Below are 17,707 nucleotides of genomic sequence, written 5' to 3' on the forward strand. Positions count from 1 at the left end.
GACCCGGTTCAGCTCGCGCTCGCTCATCATCACCCATCCCATGCCCGCAACCTCTGCCTGTTATCGTTGCGGGCGAGAGTGACATTCCTGAATTGCAGATGGGTGACATTTTAGCTTTGCTGCTACACATGACATAACGCATAAGGATTCTTATGTTAATAAAATAGATACAGCAGACGTTCGTACGACAACATTTGAGGTCTGAAGTGCGGACTTTGCTACCCTTCGATGAAATTTCGCCGATGACCGGTTTCCATGGGAAGTTTGTCTGACGTCAGCGCTTATGGGTCCAAATAGGGTCATTTGCTAAGAGAGGGTTTGTTGCTCATCGTGACCACCAAGGAGTGGACGATGAGAAAGACAACGAAGAGCCCCGGCGAGAAGATCGTCAAAGACATCAAGCGCGCCACGCGCAAGCATTATTCCAGCGAAGAGAAGATCCGCATCGTGCTGGATGGATTGCGCGGTGAGGATAGCATCGCCGAACTGTGCCGCCGTGAAGGCATATCACAGGGCATCTACTACAAATGGTCCAAGGACTTCATGGAAGCCGGTAAGAAGCGGCTGGCTGGCGATACAGTGCGGGCTGCGAACACGGACGAGGTCAAGGCACTGCGCCGCGAAGCAAAGGACCTCAAGGAGGTCGTTGCCGAGCAGACGCTTGAACTGCGTCTTCTCAAAAAAAGCATGACAGGCGATGGGGGCGACCACGAATGAGATATCCTGCATCAGAGAAACTGGAGATCATCCGGCTGGTCGAGGAAAGCCATCTGTCGGCCCGCATGACGTTGGCCAAACTGGGCATTCCCCGCACCACATTCTACCGCTGGTACGACCGCTATCTGCAGCGTGGTGAGGCCGGGCTGCAGGATCAATCTCCCAAGCCAAAGCACGTCTGGAACCGTGTGCCCGATGAGGTGAAGCGCAAGGTTGTCGACTTCGCCTTGCAGGAGACAGAACTGTCACCGCGCGAGTTGGCGGTGACGTTCACGGATCAGGAACGCTATTTTGTGTCAGAATCTACGGTGTACCGCGTGCTGAAGGCGCATGATCTGATCACCAGCCCAGCCTTCATCGTGCTCAAGGCAGCGAACGAGTTCAAAGACAAAACAACTGCGATCAACCAGCTGTGGCAAACAGACTTCACCTACATCAAGGTCCTCGGATGGGGCTGGTTCTATCTCAGCACGATCCTGGACGATTACAGCCGATACATCATCTCCTGGAGCCTCTGCACCACTATGCGCGCGGAGGATGTGACGGATACACTCTACCTGGCTTTGCAGGCGTCTGGCTGTGATCAGGTGCATGTCATCCACAAGCCACGTTGGCTCAGCGACAACGGATCAAGCTACGTCTCCGGTGATCTGGCCGAATGGCTAAAAAACAAAGGTATGAAGCACTCTCGTGGTGCGCCATATCACCCGCAAACCCAAGGCAAGATCGAACGCTGGCATCAAACCCTCAAGAACCGCATCCTGCTGGAAAACTACTTCCTGCCCGGCGATCTCGAAGCCCAGATCGCGGCTTTCGTCGAACACTACAATCACCAGCGCTATCATGAGAGCCTCAGCAACGTCACACCTGCCGACGTCTACTTCGGCCGGCACAAAGCCATTCTACAACAACGAGAAAGGATCAAACGAAAGACGCTCGAAGCGCGGCGCTTGCATCACCGCCAGCGCGCCGCATAACAAAACCAACAAGATGAGCCAAACTCTCGCTTAGTTTACGCCGCCATCGGTTCCAAAAACCCTGACGACGGACACTACGATGGTGAGAAAATGCGGGAGCTGATTTCTCTTGGCATGCTATCGACGCCAGAGGTGTTCAAAAGCGGTCGGCGATCTTGCTCATGACGCGTGGGACTCGCCAGGGTCGGCGCTGTTCTCGAATGTATCTGCCAAAAACCAAACCATGCGGTCCAGGAACCAGAGTTTCGCCCCTATGGTGACAACCAGCCCGGCAAAAAACGACACCCAAATCAAGGTGCCACAGGCCGTAGATCAAGATCACCACCCCGGCCCCAGGGACAGAATTCAGCAAGCGTCCCATCTTCACATGATGCGCTGGAATAGATGTGACCGATTTGGCCAGCCAAACCCTCTCGCCCAGAACACCTTTAGTCATCCACGCATCATTACGTGCGGGCGGCCGAAACAGACGTGGATCGCCAACCTTCGTGTCGGGTGCCCACTTGGCCTCCGGCCATCTGGTCCGGGTCTTGCTTGAGTACATGTTTCCGGAACAGGCGCTTTATGCTGTTTTTCCTGAGCGCCGTCACATGCCAATGAAAGTTCGCGCCTTTGTGGATTTCCTTGCTGAACGGATCGGAAAGGGCAGGCCATACTGGGATGTCGAGGCGGGGTTGAATTATTGAATTATCCTGCACCAAGAACCATGCGTGTGGTAAACGTCGCGTACTGGAAACGCATTCAATTCTTATACATGTTCAGTGGTCTCACCCAGCAGGATTTAGGATAACGCCTCGAAGCGTTTGAATCGCTTTTTCAAGAACCCTGTCTGAACCCAGCAAAAGAGCACCGCTATCCTGCGGAATCTCAACATCTGGCGGAATGCCAATCGCCTCAAACTCCTCACCATCCATTGAAACGTACTTTTGCGGGGACAAACCAAGCGTCCATCCATTCGGTAAGGTTAGTTCCATCATGTCTGACAGCCCACCCGAAGTACGTGATCCCATTACTGTCACATTGGGTATTTCACGCATTGCCAACGTGAATATCTCAGCTGCACTGCCGGTCAGCTCGCTGGTAAGAAGCAAGGTTGGTTGTGCAAGAACCAGATCGGAAGACGGTGTCAGCGTCGCTGTGAACGGTTTTGAGTATTCCGGTTTCTTCCACGCCATTTTCTGGAAAACGTCCTGAGTGCGATCCGTAAAGAACCCTGCTAGGGCCATGGAAACACTGTCCGCTCCTCCGGGGTTATAACGCACGTCCACCACAAGGGCATCGGCATTCTGAAGGGCTTCAGCAACTTTAGCAAAGGCCTGAACGGTCGCGTCATATGATGACTGGTTGAACCCGGCCCGCACTTCCATTTCCTTTATTGCGATATACCCGATCCCATCAGTGCGAAGACCATAACGGATAGAGATGTTTTCTGTCTTTTGGACCTCAATATCCGCTTCGCTCAAGGCGATGTCCCACAAACGGTCATGCGTGAGTGTTGGGGCATTCTTCAGCCATTCGGGGGGGCGTTCCGGAGAGAATGTTCCCTGTTTACCCATTGAAAGCTGAACATGACCATCGTCCAGCCCGGCCACAGCATCTCGCAAGCGTTGCGCCAGCTCCGCTTCTCCAATGGTATTTGTTTCTGGAGCCCGTGACTTTTGAGCTTCCCAATCCACGCCGTAGACCGCAAAGAAGGGATAATGGTGGTCCATTACGTGCCAAAACACGTCAAATGTATGCTGTACACCGCCGTCCCGGTGTTCCGGATCATCACATTCGGTTGGAAGGTCTGAGGTGGTAAACCGTATAGGCTCCAGCGCGCCGTCCAAACGCAACTCGATGCCGCCTTTGTTGGTAGATATTGTTGCCCCGGATGCGATCTTTACTAATCCGTAATGAGCCGGGAAGTGGTACTCCCGGAAGCAACTCACTGGTGTTATTCGAAAAACCTCAGCCCGAAGAGCACCTATGCGTAAAGCCATTCCATAAGCGGGGGCAGACCAGGTGCCTCTCGGTTCTTCCTCCGGGAGGGTGACATACCATGTCACAGCTCCGAACGCGAGGATGCTACCAACGGCAGCGGTGCTCCAGCGGACCAGTGTTTTGAGCATCAGCCTACCTGTTTCGGGGATGGTTGCGTGCCTTGCGTTCATTGCCGCGTTTGTAGTTTCCGGTCAGGCGAGCCATCTCTTGTTGCTGGCTATCGAAGTCCAGCCCGTCCATGTCCTGCAGGAACCATTCTGCCTTGTCGCCCCGAAGGATTGTGGCCCGCTTGCCGCGATGGTCGACCACCACCTCATCGTTCTTGGACTGCCTGAAAGTGAAACCAAGATCGCTCATTCTAACCTCATTGAACCGTATCTTCGAAACCTTAAGACAGGAATTTAAACAAGGGTCAAACCCATCTTGGGATCGACCTCTCATAAAGAGTAGTGCACACATTTTGCCAAGCCTGATCGTGGAAACTAAGAGGAAACCCGATCAATGTGCAAACGGGCGGACCAACGGCGATATCCACTTGTGAGTGATCACTGAGAGTTCCATAAGATGCTGATGCAGCCAGTGGCGTTAGTCATCCGACTAAACCAATCTCGGCTAATTCGTATTAACTTTGGCACGCCAACCAACAATGCGCGCATGGTTTCAGGGGCTGAACTTGGGCAAAAGCCCCGATGTCACTGTAGCAAGTTATCTAGAATTGGAATTTGTGATGAGCGAGAGCAATTTGAGAAAGTCGGTATTAGCTGCCCAGAACAATGCCGATCTTTGTGCCGCAGTGTTTGCGGCCCACGGTCTTGCGGTGCGGCGAGACGAGAACGCATTGGTTTGTACCGGCACGCCTCCGCCCCTCTACCCAAAGGCGGTTACTTTACGACCGGGACTCGGCGCCGGGCCTTTTCGGTCCGAGAACATGGCCGCTCAATCCGCATTTGCCGTCAAGGACAGCTTTGCTGACTTGCCACTTGGGCAACTTTCGGCAGTAACACTGTTTTCCGCGACGTGGATCTGGAAAGAGGCTTCGGCTGAAGAAACTTCCGCTCCTTGGAAAAGGATCGCTACCAAAGAAGGCCTGACACGATGGGAAGCCGCTTGGAGCGCTTCGAACGTGCAATCCGAAACGCCGATGTTTCCTGCCAGCCTGTTGGATAACACCAATATCGCATTCTTTGGACAAGAGGGCAAAGAGGGGTTTCGGGCCGGTTGTATTGCAAATCAGTCATCCGAAGTGGTTGGCGTGTCAAATGTGTTTGGACCGACTAATAATCATTCGGTTGTTGATGCCGCTATCCGTTGTACGGAGTGTTTTGGCACGGGCCGACCCATCGTCGGATATGAAACTCACGAAGATGCCAGATCATTCGTCGACCTCGGGTTCGAAAAGTCAGGAAATCTCCGGGTGCTCTTGGTAGATCAGAATATGCAGAGCGACCAGGCAAGAGTATCAATGTAGACAATATCGACGGCCAAATATGTCCTTTTCCAGCCCACAGCGATCAGTTCGACGCCGGTCGAAGTGTCATGGTGACTAAGTGCGTATGAAAGGCCAGTTTAAGGGCCACAGAATGATCAACAAATGCAGAGGGGTTAGCGGATGCCCGACCCGTGATTAATAGGCAGCTGCCATTTGTGTTTGGTGCAGCATCAGTCAAATTGGGCTCACAGCCAGGTTTTGCCGCTGCGAAGCCCATCTCCGCTCTTGTGAAGTAACCGGCAGAGCGTCGCAGAGTGCGCGGCTAGATTAGAGTGTTGCATAGCTCGGTTAGTGGCTGGTTACGGCCTCAAACAGTCATGGACCCTGTCGCAAGAGTATTAGGCGGCGATGAGCCCACCCCTACCGTATCAAGCGCATTGTAAAGCCTTAATGTTCTCTCTATGTTCCAATCTCTACACCTGCGACGCAAAGAGCTTAACTCACAATGCGACAGTCTCTAAAGACGAAAGCAATCGGAATTTGCAACGAAAAGATCGCCAAGAAAGGTGAGACTGTAGGCCTTTCTTTCTATGCATTCTTTGCGAACAAAAACGATGATCCCGCGCTTCTCATGGAAGCTGCAGAATGGTGGATCAAAACCCATGAGCTTGATCATTTTGAGAGGGCCACAAAAATCAGAGACCTGATTGTTTCGGGCGTGTGAGCAATGACTGCTTCGTCCCGTTGACCTGTGGATTGTCTGGCCTACCTTGTGCCATCGCCACCTATTCTTAGATACCGTAGTATAGCAGGCATTTGAAAAGCTGACATTGCAGCAGCTGCCGCGAAGGACAGCTTCGTCTCGCCCCCTGCCCTTCTCGATCAACTTCAACAAAAGTCAGGAATTTCAGATCCGGTCATTCGTGTCTTTGGAACCGAAATCGTGATCTGAGCCCAAAATGGCCGAAGCTGCGTCCACAACAAACGTCCATTTCGGCGAAAACTTATTCAGGCGGACCAGTGTCACGGAGACTGGTGAGCCATAAGCGTAGAAATGAGCGATCGCTGGTATAAAGTCTGAATACAAAACCTTTCAGCGCCGCTTGCCTTTGGGTCTGTCCGAAGCTTAATTGCATAAGCTGCGTTTAAAATGGTGGCTCCAATGTCCGATGCACCGCCCACGCTACACCTGTTCTGCGGCAAGATTGCCGCCGGAAAGTCCACATTGGCCGCCACGCTCGCGAGTATGGAAGGGACCGTCCTCATCAGCGAAGACGAATGGCTCGGCGCTCTCTACTCGGATCAGTTGGCCACACCCCGCGACTATGTGCACTGCGTGTTTAAACTCCGCACTGTCATGGGGCCACATGTGGCCGCGTTGTTGAAAGCCGGCGTTTCAGTGGTGTTGGATTTTCCCGCCAACACGGTGGAAACACGCCAGTGGATGCGTGACATACTTCAGGAAACGAACGCGTCTCACACGCTGTACTTGCTGGATATTCCAGATGAACTGTGCCTGGCACGGCTGCGCGCCCGCAATGCGCAGGGCAATCATGCTTTCGCGGTGACCGAGAAGCAGTTTCGCCAGTTTTCCAGCCATTTCGTTGCGCCTTTGGCCGAGGAAGGCTTCAATATCGAGATTTTCACTGCAACTGGATGAACCTGCCACGGCCCTTCTCACCGAAGGTTCCGTCTTTGCGGCTGATTTGGCAGACGACCCCGCGTTTGGCAGCGAGGTCGTCAATAGTCCCTTAGGTCAGGCGGCTTTCACCGTGTCGGGCGCCCAGGCATTCGGTGCGAAGGCGTCATCAAGCTCAGTGCGTGCGATGTGGTTGGTATAGTTGGACATGACCTTCAGCGCGGTGCCGAGGATCACTTCCAGAACGGTCTGCCGCGTGTATCCAGCTGCAAGGAACGCGTTGACCTGCGCGTCTGTCGGCCAACCGCGGCTTTCGGTGACGGCGATGGCAAATTTCCGCAGCGCCTCGAGTTTGGCGTCAGCAATCGGCGTATCTGTGCGCAGCGCTTCGACCACATCAGCCGGTACGTTGGCCATCTGCGAAATCGTCGTATGCGCGGCCATGCAGTAGGTGCAGCCATTCAGGCGGTTATTGGTCATCAGAATGATCTGGCGCTCGGTCTCGGTCAGGTCGGTTTTGCCGAAGATGCCGGCCAGGGACATGTATCCCTCAAGCAGGGCGGGCGCTTCGGCCATATTGCCCAGAAGGTTGGGAACGAAACTGTAGGCGCTTTTTGCGCTTTCAAGGAACGGCTTGGCGGCGGCAGGCGCCGTGTCGATGCTATGCGTGGTGAAATCGGTCATGTCAGGTCTCCATTGGATTTGAGCGATTGGTCCACGTTACTTAGGTGAGTTTACCGGTCGGTCAATACTTTCTGAAAAATCCCTACCTTTCGGTTGTATGTGCAGAGCATGGCGCCGGATTGTGCAATGACCGTCACGGATATCCGAGGGCCGCATGCTAACAAGGAAGCGCGAGAGCCCCGGCGATCACCGCGCTTGACAAAATGGCCAAGCGCAGTGCGGTCACGACTTCCGGTCGGTTTTGGTTTTTGTCTATTCCGCCGCTGGCAAATGGGCATCGATCAGGACACGCGCGGTATTCTTGGCATCTCTCGCTGCCTCAAGCCCACGACCCAGCACGGCCATCACAATCGCGCCTTCTTTCAAAACCAGGATCTGCTGGGCGAGCTGCTCGGGCTGTGACGTGCCAGCCGCCTTACACAACCGAGCAAAGTGCTCCGACAAAAGCCGTTTATGTTCAGATGATTGGGCGTGAATGGGGTCGTCATGTTCCTGGTACTCGGCGCTTGCCTTGATAAACATGCAGCCGCGGAATTCACGCATGGAAAACCATTCTTCGAGCGCATCGAAGATCGCCAGTAGCTTTTCACCCGGCGTGTCGGACAAATCGTCTATGCGTCGGAACAACCAGTTCCGGAAGTTTTCGTCGCGCAACCTGAGAACGGCGAGGATGAGATCCTCCTTCGTGCGGAAGTGCTTGTAGATGGATGTCTTTGATACGCCGGTTTCCTTGGCGATCATATCCATTCCAGTGGCGTGAAAGCCATTGCGATAGAAGGTGTCGAGCGCTTTGCGAACGAGTTCGTCCCGTTTTGTTTGCTGCATGATTCGCCTCAATGGTTGACTGATCGGTTTTAACCCTTGCTGACGGCCACCTCAAGGAAAATTGGGCATGTGCTTCAAAAAACACGCAAAATTTACCGCCTGTTATAATACGCTTCATCCGAAGAAAAATACAGTTGACAGGGTTAACAGATTTGTACACTTTCTAAGTATTGACCGAACGGTTAACCTAAATCCACCTTTCAAGGATTCCCCGCATGACACATCCCCGAAGCCCCATGGCTCCCGATGCAGAGGCTCCTCCCACCTCTGCTGCAGCCATTTCCCTGACTGCTGGGGCTCTCGTGCATGCGCGGGCAGAGATCGAAAGCGACGACCGTTCGGTTAAAACTGCGCCCCGGCCCTGTCCTCCTCCCTGCCTCGTTGGCCGGGGCGCCTTACCCCAAAGAGAAAGAGCAGACATGTCCCGACCGCCCCTCCCCCCATTCAACCAAGAAACCGCCACCCAGAAAGTTCGCATGGCCGAAGACGGCTGGAATTCTAAAGAACCGGAAAAGGTCGCATTGGCCTACACGTCCGACAGTATCTGGCGGAATCGCGCTGAGTTCGTCGAGGGCCGCGCCGCCATCGAGGCGTTCCTGACCCGGAAATGGGTCCGCGAGTTCGACTACCGGCTGATCAAGGAGCTCTGGGCCTTCGAGGGCAACCGGATCGCCGTGCGCTTCGCCTATGAATGGCACGATGACGGCGGAAACTGGTTTCGCTCCTATGGGAACGAGAACTGGGAGTTCGCCGATGATGGCCTGATGCAGCGGCGTATCGCGTCGATCAATGATCTGCCGATCACCGAAGCCGACCGCCTGATGCAATGGGCCGACGGGCCAAGGCCCGAAGATCACCCGGGCCTGACCGAACTGGGGCTGTAAGGCGCCGGTCCCCGAGGAAAGCGGATTTTTCCCTTGCCCACACGGCGGCCAGACCGCCGTGAACCGGACAGACGTGCCAACAGGTACGGGGAACAGCCCGCCGACCAGGAGCATCGATAAATCTCAGCCGTGAAGTGAGAAACCATCATTTTTCACGTCGCGGTCCTCCCGTCACCCTGACAACACAAACAAAGGAGACCAGATATGAAACACAAACACGATCATGACTGCAGCTGCGGCATTGACGACGAATATGTCAATCAAGCCCGCCGTCGCGTCCTGGCTGGCGCAGCCGGTGCTGCCGCCGCAGGAGCTGTGGCCATCACCGGTCAAAGCGCTGCAGCCGCCACCGACGAAGCTCGCGCGCTTTATGCTGATCCAGAAAAGCCGGGTTTGCCGCAGATCGATATGACAATTGATCCCGAACGTACCGCCCTGGTGGTCACCGACCCGCAAATCGACTTTTTGTCGGAGGACGGCGTGACCTGGGGCGTGGTCGGAGAAAGCGTGACCGAACAGGGCACGGTCGACAATATCGAGCGGCTTTTTATCGCGGCGAAGGCGGCGGGCATGCCGGTCTTCATCTCGCCGCATTACTACTATCCGCATGACCACAAGTGGAACTTCGAGGGCACGCTCGAGGCCACGATGCATGGCATCGGCATGTTCGACCGTCCCGGGCCGCTGAACCTCGACAATTTCGATGGATCCGGCGCCGACTGGATGCCGCAATACAAGAAATACATCGAGGATGGTGAGACCATCGTCTGCTCGCCCCACAAGGTCTACAGCCCGGCGCAGAATGACCTGAACCTGCAGCTCAGGAAGCGCGGGGTCGACAAGGTGATCCTGGCCGGCATGTCCGCAAACCTCTGCACGCAGGCGCATCTCTATGACCTGCTCGAGCTCGGCTATGAGGTCGCCGTGGTGCGGGACGCCACCGCCGGGGCGAAAGTGCCCGAGGGCGACGGCTATCTGGCCGCCATCATCAACTTCCGCATGGTCGCAAACGGCGTCTGGTGGACGGATGATGCCGTCAAGCGGATCGCAGCGGGTGCCTGACGCCCAACCCAACAACCCTCAATTATGGAGTTTCCAATGAACACGACATTTATCAAAACCGTCCGCACCTGGACCACCATTCTTGTTCTGTCTTCTGCGGCAATCTTTCACCATGCCTCCCATGCCTTTGCCGCCGACGAATACAACGTCGTTAATGGCCTCACCCTGACCGGCAATTCCCTGGGCATGCACGGTATCGACCCAGTGTCGATGTTCGAAGGTGACGTTCCCGAAATCGGCGATGCGATTCATACCTCAACACGTGACGGTGTGGACTATTACTTTGCCTCTGCCGAAGCCAAGACCCGTTTCGACGCGTCGCCCGAGGCTTTTCTCCCCCAATTCGGTGGCTTCTGTGCCTTCGGGGTGCATGTCGGCAAAAAGCTCGATGGTGATGTTCGCTATGCGGATATCGCGGATGGCAAACTCAATCTCTTCGTCAACGCGACCATATTCGAGAAATACCTCGAGGATAAAGAGACGGTGATCGCTGGTGCTTTTGACAAGTGGCCGGGTATCCGCACGACACCAGTCGAAGATCTCTGACCAAAATCGGAATGCGTGATCCTGTTCCGACCGGGGTCACGCTCTCTTCTGTTCAATCGAAAAGAAACTCTATGTCTATCGAAGCCATCTTTGGCCTTCAGCTTGGATTCAGCCTGCTCGTCGTGGCCCTGATTGCCCGCGCCTATGTTGCCCCCTGGCTGTCGACGCTTTCACTTCACTCAGCTCTGGCAGTGCTTGTGATCCCGCACATGTTCCGACATGTCGGGATGAGCTTTCAGGTTCCGGGGCTCGTTGGCGCTGACATCCCTGGAGACTTCGCGGCAGCCGCTGCCTATGGCGACCTGGCAAGCGCTGCCTTGGCGGTCATCGCATTTCTTCTGTTGCGCGCGCGAGCAGCCGTTGCCATCGCGCTTGTCTGGGTTCTCAATCTGGTAGGCTTCTTTGGTCTGTTGAATGCTTTGCGACAGGCCGAAGCGATCCCGCAACTTGGTGTCACGTGGTACATACCGACATTCATCGTGCCAGTGTTACTTGTGACTCAAATCATGATGTTCGTTTTGCTGGCACGAGCGTTGCGCAGCAACCGAAACTGCGAGCGGCAGGTTCCAGCCGAATGAACTCAGTTTATCGGTTTCGGCAATGATCATTCTGTTGCCGAAACCTTTAGGTCTTCTAACAGATTGCCGCGCAAGATACGCAGCCTAAATCCAGAGCAAAAAGCTTTAGCGGCTTCTTCGGCTGACCAACTGGCCAAATATGCGTTCTGATTCAGAATCCCAAATGCTGTTGAGCGCGCGAAAGTCGGCTTCAGCTACAAAATTACAAACGGAAATGGACGTACTGCGAACTGGTTTGGTTGACGCACGTTCAGTCTCAACAATGAAAAGGCTGAACAGGACCGACTGCAGGAAACTCTGCTGCGGGATGGAGACGGACAATCTGCGCCGGGATACCAGCGACGGTGCATCCTTGTGGGACGTCTTTCAACACGACACTGCCTGCCCCGACTTTACTAAAAGCGCCGATTTCAATGTTTCCGATGATGTTGGCCCCAGTACCAATCATGACGCCCCGTCGCACTTTGGGATGACGGTCTCCCTGTATTTTCCCGGTGCCGCCGAGGGTCACGTTCTGTAGGATCGTGACGTTATCTTCGACAACAGCCGTTTCGCCTATCACAATCCCGGACCCGTGATCCAGCATGATCCCTGCGCCGAATTTTGCAGCAGGGTGAATATCGGTGCCAGAAACTGCAGAGGCACGGTTCGATAACCACACAGCAAGCTCTCTTCGGCCGGTATTCCACAATCGGTGCGCGATACGGTGCACCTGCAAGGCGTGAAAGCCCTTGTAGTTCAAGAAGGCATGGACATGTGTCCGGCACGCAGGGTCGTTTGAATAGACCGCGATGAAGTCAAGCGCGGTATCTGCGACGATGGCGGGGTCTTCATCAAGCACATCTGAGAGAAGTGTCAGATATGCGCCTTCGCCCATCCCGGCGGAGGCCAAGTCACCGGCGAGCCTGTGCGCGATAGCATCTTGCAGGGAGCCGCGGTCGAGAAGCGTCCGCTTTAATACCGGAGCGAGAAAGGGTTCCTTTTGTTCCGTCGCGCGTGCTTCGTGCAGAAGGATCTGCCAAAGCTGTGCCGGATTGAGGTCAGGTTCGAAGGTGACATTCATCAGCAACGGCTCCTATCTTTGAGGTGACTGTCGCAATTAGGCGGACTGAGATTTCTTTGGGTCGGCAGGCAACCGACCCAGCCCGCCGCCCTTGTTGGACGAGCCAGTGACCAAACCGGCAACCACCAGGGTCAAGGCCGAAAAATCTATAAGATCAGGGACCTGACCAAGCACCGGAATGGCCAGCACGGTCGCAACGCCGGGCGTCAATGCGGACAGGGCGGTTGCGTTGGTGCCGATCAATCGAAGCGCTTGGCCGAAGGCAAAGAGTGAGACCAGGCCTGAGAAGATGCCTTGGAACACAGCTTGAAAAAGAATGTCAGCCGGATGCGCCGAGCCCAATGTAGACAGATCGAGCAAGGCCCAGATAGGGATAAGCCCCACTGAAGAGACCCCGCCGACGATGGATGTGGCCAGATAAGGCGAGATGTCGAGCGCTATCACCGTTGTGGTAAAACAGGCCCAGCACAATGCCCCCATCAGAAAGAGCAGGTGGCCGACCCACATCTCGCCCGCGCCAGATGCCGCTGATGTTCGAAGCAAGATCGCCAAGGCTCCTGACTGAATAAGCAGGACGGATATCACTTGCCGGGGCGACAATCGTTGGCCCAGAAAAACATAGCTTAGCGCGGCGGCAAACACCGGCATCAGACCGGGGACCATCGCGCCGGCATGGGCAACAGGCGCATAGGTCAACCCATATCCGACACACAGGGTGAAGGGTGCGCCATATGCGGATAGGAGCAGGCATCGCGTGACGCCCAACTGAGCGATGTTCCGACGCTGGCGCCAAAGCAACGGCGCTAGTATGAACGTTGGGATCAGCGCCCGAAACCCGGCCAGGTCAACGATGGAAAGGGCGGTGGTGCGACCCGAAGAGGTCAGAACCAGCCAGCTTGCCCAGATCAAGACGGCGACCGCCATCCATGCGTAGCCCGCCATGGATGATCTTTTGCAGTTGGCGCATGTCATGACACGCCCTGCCGTGTTTGTGGTGCTTGATCCCTTTCGGCGGGCAGGTGACGCAACAATACTTGACCTCCATCGTCAAGAAGCGCGAGCCAATCAGGGCCTTGCGTGGGGATCGTATTCTCGAGCCGTGGGATTGCGTGGAGCGAAAGGTTTGTAGGCTGTGGGCCTGAAATAAAACGTTCAAAAGGTAACATCGGATCTCTCCTCTGTTCCGGCGCGCTGTCACGCGCGCCGGGCTATGTCAGAAAATGCTTGTGTGCGGTGCGAGCGCGTTCAGGATGTCGCGGCGCGGATATGGCTGACTTGCTTGCCTTCCATGCCCCAGTTGTCGAGCGGCACTTCGTCGATCACAACAAAGGTCGTGGCGGGATTTTTGTTCAGAACGTCCTGAAGGAGGTTGGTCACACCAGCGATCAGCCGTGCTTTTTCCTCCGGTGATGGTCCGGTGCCGTTTGGGCCACCTTCTTGCGTTACCTTGATGTTTACATAGGGTATGGTGTCAGTCCTTTCTCTCGACGAATGAGAAGATCTTGGTCAGAACCCGCCATCCATCGTCTGTGTTGATGAGCGTCAGCAGGTCCTGATAGTTGCGGCCCATCATGGTCATGCGTGCTTCGACAATGCCGATGCGATCCCCCTTGAGCGTGATCCGTTCGATCACCTCCTCCCGGGGGTCGCCGCGTGAGGCTGGCGGTGTGCGCGCATCGATGCGTGCCATGTAGGCCTCCAGCCCCATATGTTCATATGTGCCGGAGGTCCCATTCACATAGGCGAGGTCGTCGTGAAACACTGTGCGCAGAACTGTGCTATCGGAATGATAGAGGCCATCGAAATAGCGCCCCATCAGGCCCTGAATTTCTACGTGATCTTGCTTGGTCATCACGCAAGCCCCTCTGCAGCCAAGGCGGCCTTGGTGGCGGGACGCCCCGCAATCCGCGCAACGTAGTCCGAAAGCTTGGGCCAGCCGCCGAGGTCAATCGCCTTGAAGTTGGCCCAGAAGACCAAAACGAAGGTATAGGCATCCGCGACCGAAAACTGATTGGCGACCAGGAAATCACGGCCATCTGACAGTACCTTCTCCAGATAGTCGAACTTTTGCTTCACCTTTGTTGCGGCCGCTTCTTTTTCCGCGTCAGTCGCGTTGTCGGCAAAGAGCGGCCCCCAGGCTTTGTGCAATTCGGCTGCAGCATAGTTCAGGAATTGCTGCAGTCGTGCACGCTCAACACTACCGGGCGCGGGTGAGTAGGCGTGTTCCGCATTGTTGTCCGCGATATATTGCAGGATCGCGACGCCTTCATTGAGGTTCTCGCCGCCATCCGTTTCCAGCGACGGGACATAGCCATTCGCATTGATTTCGCGGTAGTCGCGCCCGCTTTCGGTTTTTTTGGCGGCGGTGTCGACCGCTTCGATCTCAAAATTTACCCCTACTTCGTGCAGCATGATGTGGCTGGCAAGCGAGCAGGCTCCGGGTTTGTAGTAGAGTTTCATAACACGCTCCTTTTTGATTGCGGCACTGAGGTAGCAGCCATGAGCAGCAATTGATAATATCGAGTTTTCATGATTATGATCTAAAAAAAAGATCATATGATGCGCCGATGACCCTGGACCAGCTTGTTGCACTCGACGCCATTGTTGCTGCCGGAACGTTCCGCGCTGCGGCTGAACGGTTGAACAAGGCGCAGTCTGCCGTCAGTCACCAAATTCGGAAGCTGGAGGCGGAACTTGGATTTGATCTGTTCTCCCGTGATGCTTACAGGCCCTGCCTGACGCCCGAAGGCGAAGTGTTCTTTCGCGAGACAACGCGGGTCCTGGAGCAGATGCAGGGGCTGAAATCCGTGGCCGCAGGGCTGCGCAGCGAACAAGAGCCCATGATTTTCATCGCAATGACAGCGACAATGTCCCTGGACCCAATCCTGAACGTTCTGGGTGAGGTCGGACGACGCTTTCCAGGAACCCACATTCGGGTCTCAACCGAGATGATGGGCGGCCCTCTGGCGCGGCTCATGGATGGTGATGCTGACCTGATTGTCGCTGGATTGCAGGGGGTGCCGATAGACGAGGTTGAAACTTTGCCGGTGGGCTCCATCACAATCCGGCCAGTTGCAAGCCCGGACTTTCCGGCGGCAAAGCGGTCAGGAGTACGGCCAAGACGAGAAATGCAAGCTTATACTCAAGTCATTGTGTCCGGCACAGGTGGGCCGGACTTCGATCAAAGCCGGGACTTGCTCTCAGGCGGGCAGCGCTGGACCGTTTCCGATTTTCAAGCAAAAAAATCGATCATAAAGGCCGGACTGGGCTGGGGTGGTATACCTGAGCACCTGATGGAGCAAGAACTGGCGACAGGCGAGTTTGTTCCCCTGACTGTCGAAGGCTATCCGCCGCGGCACACCGAGATATTTGCAATAAGACGACGGGATCAGCCTATGGGGCAGGTCATGTCGAGCATTTGGACAAGATTGGCGGACTAATCGTTTGTGACGCAGAGCATCTTCCGCAGTTGGCCAGTCACGTTTCGGCGCCCCCGCTGAAGGTTCCTGTAGCAACAATCGCGTCGAGAGCAACTTGTTGATCAAAGTCAGCGGCCTAATCTAATACGATCTGATTATCAGATCATAATCGTGAAAACTCGATATTATCAATTGCTCACCATCTTCGCTATCTGATCTTCATCATGGAACTCAGAAAGGAGCGAGCGATGCAACTCTCACACGAACAGGGCGCTGGTTCAATAAAAGCACCCATAAAGAGACTGTTTCAGACAGACCAATCAGAAACTTAGTACTGGCGGTCTTTACCACATCCAAGATCAACGTAGCTCTCGGAGTGCAAACCACTCCGAAGATGCACAGAATGCGAACCCAATCCAAGAACGAACTAGGAGAATATCATGTCAGAACATGTCAAAACCGCTATCGTAACCGGTGCCTCCGGAGGACTTGGCAAGGCAGTTGCTAAGGCGTTTGTTGAAGGCGGCTATAACGTCGTCGTGTCCGGTACGGACTCGGAAAAACTCAGAGTGACAGTGGCCGAGATTGGTGAGCTTGATCGGACACTTGCTGTGGTCGCTGATGTCACGCATCAGCAGGACAGAGAGAAGATTGTGGGTGTTTCAGTTGATCAATTTGGTCGTGTCGACGTCCTGGTGAACAACGCTGGCGTGTTCGAGCCGCGCCCATTTCTCGATGTCGATGAAGACCATCTCGACCGGTTTCTAAACATTAATCTCAAGGGGACATTCTTCCTAACTCAGGAAGTTATTCCACATTTTCGTAGTGCGGGTGGTGGATTGGTCATCAATGTTGGCACGGTACTAGTTGATCACGCCGTCGGCGGTGTCCCTGCCACGGCCCCGATCAGCAGCAAGGGCGCTATACACGCTTTAACCGGCCAACTCGCCGCCGAATTTGGTCCTGAGAACATTCGGTTCAACACCATCGCCCCTGGCATTATCAGATCGCCCATGCACGCACGCAATGGAATTGAGGATGACGACAGTCTTAGTGGTCTGCACCTTCTCTCCCGGATCGGCGAACCGAGCGAAATTGCAAGCGCCGCGCTGATGCTCGCCGAAAGTGACTTTATGACGGGCACTGTCATTAATATCGACGGAGGCCACGTTGCTGGACACTCACTCCATTGAAGCTACTCCCTGCCGCCCGTTGGCGTGACCGCGATATGCAATGTTCCCATGAATAAGGCTCTTGCGGACATGGACGTGTCGGCGGATTCGGCGCAGGACTACTGGACTACCACCTATCTTCCCCGCTGGACGTTCTGGAACTCTGTTCGGACGGCCGCTTGCGCCGTCTCAGCATTTCTGCCGCTCGTCGGGATGTCGCAGCTTTGAAACCAAAGGCAGGTGCAGGAGGATTGATGAGAAACCAGCTGCACCGCCTGGGGTACATTCACTGACTACGATCGATAATACGGCGTTGGATTACTTGGCGAAATCTCGGCATCCCTATAGCCCTGAAATATCAACAAAAACGCGGTAATCGGCAATCTTCCCGTCGCGAAGATCAAGATGTGCGGCAAAGGGAACTTCGTGCTCTGACAGGTCCAATCGGGTGTAGTGCACCGTGCCGTCGCAGATCGCGGTATCACCGCTGGACCAAATGCCGCTGATCGAATGGCGCATCGCATTGATCGTTGCAAAGAACGCGGCATTGCTTTCTTTGACGGCATCGCGACCTGTGAGCGGGTCGAAATTACCCAATTGAAACCGAACGTCGTCTGTTACGTGATCAACGACAGCTTGGGCGTCCCTCGCATCCACCGCAGTGTATAACGCGGCGATGAGAGGTGCATGTTCGGATGAGGTCTTGGTTGTAAATTGCATTGGTCTTTC

Annotated in this window: 23 protein-coding genes; 12 read left to right on the plus strand and 11 right to left on the minus strand. The window is 55.0% G+C overall.

Annotation, left to right across the window (positions count from 1 at the left end; genetic code table 11):
• Nucleotides 1-351 precede the first annotated feature (351 nt).
• A protein-coding gene (locus tag ACOTTU_RS21020) for an IS3 family transposase (protein WP_425660870.1) occupies nucleotides 352-1,694 on the plus strand; the annotation gives its coding sequence in 2 pieces (ribosomal slippage) (nucleotides 352-679 and nucleotides 679-1,694; 1,344 coding nt in all).
• A gap of 136 nt (nucleotides 1,695-1,830) precedes the next feature.
• Here the strand turns inward: ACOTTU_RS21020 and ACOTTU_RS21025 are convergent.
• Nucleotides 1,831-2,238, minus strand: coding sequence for a DUF6653 family protein (locus ACOTTU_RS21025; protein WP_425660872.1), 408 nt, complete (start codon nucleotides 2,236-2,238; stop codon nucleotides 1,831-1,833).
• On the opposite strand from ACOTTU_RS21025, the gene ACOTTU_RS21030 reads away from it, so the two are divergent.
• A complete protein-coding gene (locus ACOTTU_RS21030) occupies nucleotides 2,183-2,380 on the plus strand; it encodes a hypothetical protein (protein WP_425661082.1) in 198 nt (65 codons plus the stop codon). The genes ACOTTU_RS21025 and ACOTTU_RS21030 overlap by 56 nt on opposite strands.
• Nucleotides 2,381-2,461: 81 nt before the next feature.
• Here the strand turns inward: ACOTTU_RS21030 and ACOTTU_RS21035 are convergent, their stop codons facing one another.
• Entirely contained in the window at nucleotides 2,462-3,805 is a 1,344-nt protein-coding gene (locus ACOTTU_RS21035) for a S41 family peptidase (RefSeq protein ID WP_425660874.1), read from the minus strand.
• Nucleotides 3,806-3,809: 4 nt separating this feature from the next.
• A complete protein-coding gene (locus ACOTTU_RS21040) occupies nucleotides 3,810-4,034 on the minus strand; it encodes a hypothetical protein (RefSeq protein ID WP_425660876.1) in 225 nt (74 codons plus the stop codon).
• 289 nt (nucleotides 4,035-4,323) lie between these two features.
• Between ACOTTU_RS21040 and ACOTTU_RS21045 the strand changes: the two genes are divergently transcribed.
• The 3 genes from ACOTTU_RS21045 (at nucleotide 4,324) to ACOTTU_RS21055 (ending at nucleotide 6,766) form a co-directional block, all read left to right on the plus strand.
• On the plus strand, nucleotides 4,324-5,145 hold the full coding sequence (locus ACOTTU_RS21045) for a hypothetical protein (RefSeq protein ID WP_425660878.1): 822 nt from the start codon (nucleotides 4,324-4,326) through the stop codon (nucleotides 5,143-5,145).
• Nucleotides 5,146-5,611: 466 nt separating this feature from the next.
• Nucleotides 5,612-5,830, plus strand: a complete 219-nt coding sequence (locus tag ACOTTU_RS21050) for a DUF6500 family protein (protein ID WP_425660880.1) — start codon at nucleotides 5,612-5,614, stop codon at nucleotides 5,828-5,830.
• 438 nt (nucleotides 5,831-6,268) lie between these two features.
• Nucleotides 6,269-6,766: an AAA family ATPase gene (locus tag ACOTTU_RS21055; protein ID WP_425660882.1), complete on the plus strand. Its 498-nt coding sequence runs from the start codon at nucleotides 6,269-6,271 to the stop codon at nucleotides 6,764-6,766.
• A gap of 96 nt (nucleotides 6,767-6,862) precedes the next feature.
• On the opposite strand, the gene ACOTTU_RS21060 is transcribed toward ACOTTU_RS21055, so the two are convergent.
• Both ACOTTU_RS21060 and ACOTTU_RS21065 read right to left on the minus strand, forming a co-directional pair.
• Entirely contained in the window at nucleotides 6,863-7,429 is a 567-nt protein-coding gene (locus tag ACOTTU_RS21060) for a carboxymuconolactone decarboxylase family protein (RefSeq protein ID WP_425660884.1), read from the minus strand.
• Nucleotides 7,430-7,681: 252 nt separating this feature from the next.
• Nucleotides 7,682-8,254 carry a TetR/AcrR family transcriptional regulator gene (locus ACOTTU_RS21065; RefSeq protein ID WP_425660886.1) on the minus strand — a complete coding sequence of 191 codons (573 nt, stop codon included), beginning with the start codon at nucleotides 8,252-8,254 and terminating at the stop codon, nucleotides 7,682-7,684.
• Nucleotides 8,255-8,673: 419 nt separating this feature from the next.
• On the opposite strand from ACOTTU_RS21065, the gene ACOTTU_RS21070 reads away from it, so the two are divergent.
• The 4 genes from ACOTTU_RS21070 to ACOTTU_RS21085 all read left to right on the plus strand — a co-directional run bounded on the left by ACOTTU_RS21070 (nucleotide 8,674) and on the right by ACOTTU_RS21085 (nucleotide 11,324).
• Nucleotides 8,674-9,138, plus strand: a complete 465-nt coding sequence (locus tag ACOTTU_RS21070) for a DUF1348 family protein (protein ID WP_425660888.1) — start codon at nucleotides 8,674-8,676, stop codon at nucleotides 9,136-9,138.
• Nucleotides 9,139-9,342: 204 nt separating this feature from the next.
• The gene (locus ACOTTU_RS21075; protein ID WP_425660890.1) at nucleotides 9,343-10,200 is read left to right on the plus strand and encodes a cysteine hydrolase; all 858 of its coding nucleotides are present in this window, start codon (nucleotides 9,343-9,345) and stop codon (nucleotides 10,198-10,200) included.
• A gap of 36 nt (nucleotides 10,201-10,236) precedes the next feature.
• Nucleotides 10,237-10,746: a YHS domain-containing (seleno)protein gene (locus ACOTTU_RS21080; protein WP_425660892.1), complete on the plus strand. Its 510-nt coding sequence runs from the start codon at nucleotides 10,237-10,239 to the stop codon at nucleotides 10,744-10,746.
• A 71-nt stretch (nucleotides 10,747-10,817) separates the two neighbouring features.
• The gene (locus tag ACOTTU_RS21085; RefSeq protein ID WP_425660894.1) at nucleotides 10,818-11,324 is read left to right on the plus strand and encodes a hypothetical protein; all 507 of its coding nucleotides are present in this window, start codon (nucleotides 10,818-10,820) and stop codon (nucleotides 11,322-11,324) included.
• 256 nt (nucleotides 11,325-11,580) lie between these two features.
• On the opposite strand, the gene cysE is transcribed toward ACOTTU_RS21085, so the two are convergent.
• From cysE to gstA, 5 genes are all read right to left on the minus strand, one after another.
• A complete protein-coding gene (gene cysE / locus ACOTTU_RS21090; protein ID WP_425660896.1) occupies nucleotides 11,581-12,387 on the minus strand; it encodes a serine O-acetyltransferase in 807 nt (268 codons plus the stop codon).
• Nucleotides 12,388-12,423: 36 nt separating this feature from the next.
• The gene (locus ACOTTU_RS21095; protein ID WP_425660898.1) at nucleotides 12,424-13,329 is read right to left on the minus strand and encodes a DMT family transporter; all 906 of its coding nucleotides are present in this window, start codon (nucleotides 13,327-13,329) and stop codon (nucleotides 12,424-12,426) included.
• A gap of 303 nt (nucleotides 13,330-13,632) precedes the next feature.
• On the minus strand, nucleotides 13,633-13,854 hold the full coding sequence (locus ACOTTU_RS21100; protein ID WP_425661078.1) for a tautomerase family protein: 222 nt from the start codon (nucleotides 13,852-13,854) through the stop codon (nucleotides 13,633-13,635).
• Nucleotides 13,855-13,858: 4 nt separating this feature from the next.
• On the minus strand, nucleotides 13,859-14,239 hold the full coding sequence (locus ACOTTU_RS21105) for a nuclear transport factor 2 family protein (RefSeq protein WP_425660900.1): 381 nt from the start codon (nucleotides 14,237-14,239) through the stop codon (nucleotides 13,859-13,861).
• Entirely contained in the window at nucleotides 14,239-14,847 is a 609-nt protein-coding gene (gene gstA / locus ACOTTU_RS21110; protein ID WP_425660902.1) for a glutathione transferase GstA, read from the minus strand. The genes ACOTTU_RS21105 and gstA overlap by 1 nt, the downstream gene beginning before the upstream one ends.
• 107 nt (nucleotides 14,848-14,954) lie before the next feature.
• On the opposite strand from gstA, the gene ACOTTU_RS21115 reads away from it, so the two are divergent.
• The 3 genes from ACOTTU_RS21115 to ACOTTU_RS21125 all read left to right on the plus strand — a co-directional run bounded on the left by ACOTTU_RS21115 (nucleotide 14,955) and on the right by ACOTTU_RS21125 (nucleotide 17,206).
• Entirely contained in the window at nucleotides 14,955-15,827 is an 873-nt protein-coding gene (locus tag ACOTTU_RS21115; RefSeq protein WP_425660904.1) for a LysR family transcriptional regulator, read from the plus strand.
• A 419-nt stretch (nucleotides 15,828-16,246) separates the two neighbouring features.
• Entirely contained in the window at nucleotides 16,247-16,999 is a 753-nt protein-coding gene (locus tag ACOTTU_RS21120; protein ID WP_425660906.1) for an SDR family NAD(P)-dependent oxidoreductase, read from the plus strand.
• Nucleotides 17,000-17,023: 24 nt separating this feature from the next.
• The gene (locus tag ACOTTU_RS21125) at nucleotides 17,024-17,206 is read left to right on the plus strand and encodes an anthrone oxygenase family protein (RefSeq protein ID WP_425660908.1); all 183 of its coding nucleotides are present in this window, start codon (nucleotides 17,024-17,026) and stop codon (nucleotides 17,204-17,206) included.
• A gap of 114 nt (nucleotides 17,207-17,320) precedes the next feature.
• Here ACOTTU_RS21125 and ACOTTU_RS21130 read toward each other — a convergent pair whose 3' ends face one another.
• Nucleotides 17,321-17,698 carry a nuclear transport factor 2 family protein gene (locus ACOTTU_RS21130; protein ID WP_425660910.1) on the minus strand — a complete coding sequence of 126 codons (378 nt, stop codon included), beginning with the start codon at nucleotides 17,696-17,698 and terminating at the stop codon, nucleotides 17,321-17,323.
• Nucleotides 17,699-17,707: the final 9 nt, after the last annotated feature.

This window comes from Roseobacter sp. EG26, assembly GCF_049830555.1.
Lineage (GTDB): Bacteria > Pseudomonadota > Alphaproteobacteria > Rhodobacterales > Rhodobacteraceae > Roseobacter.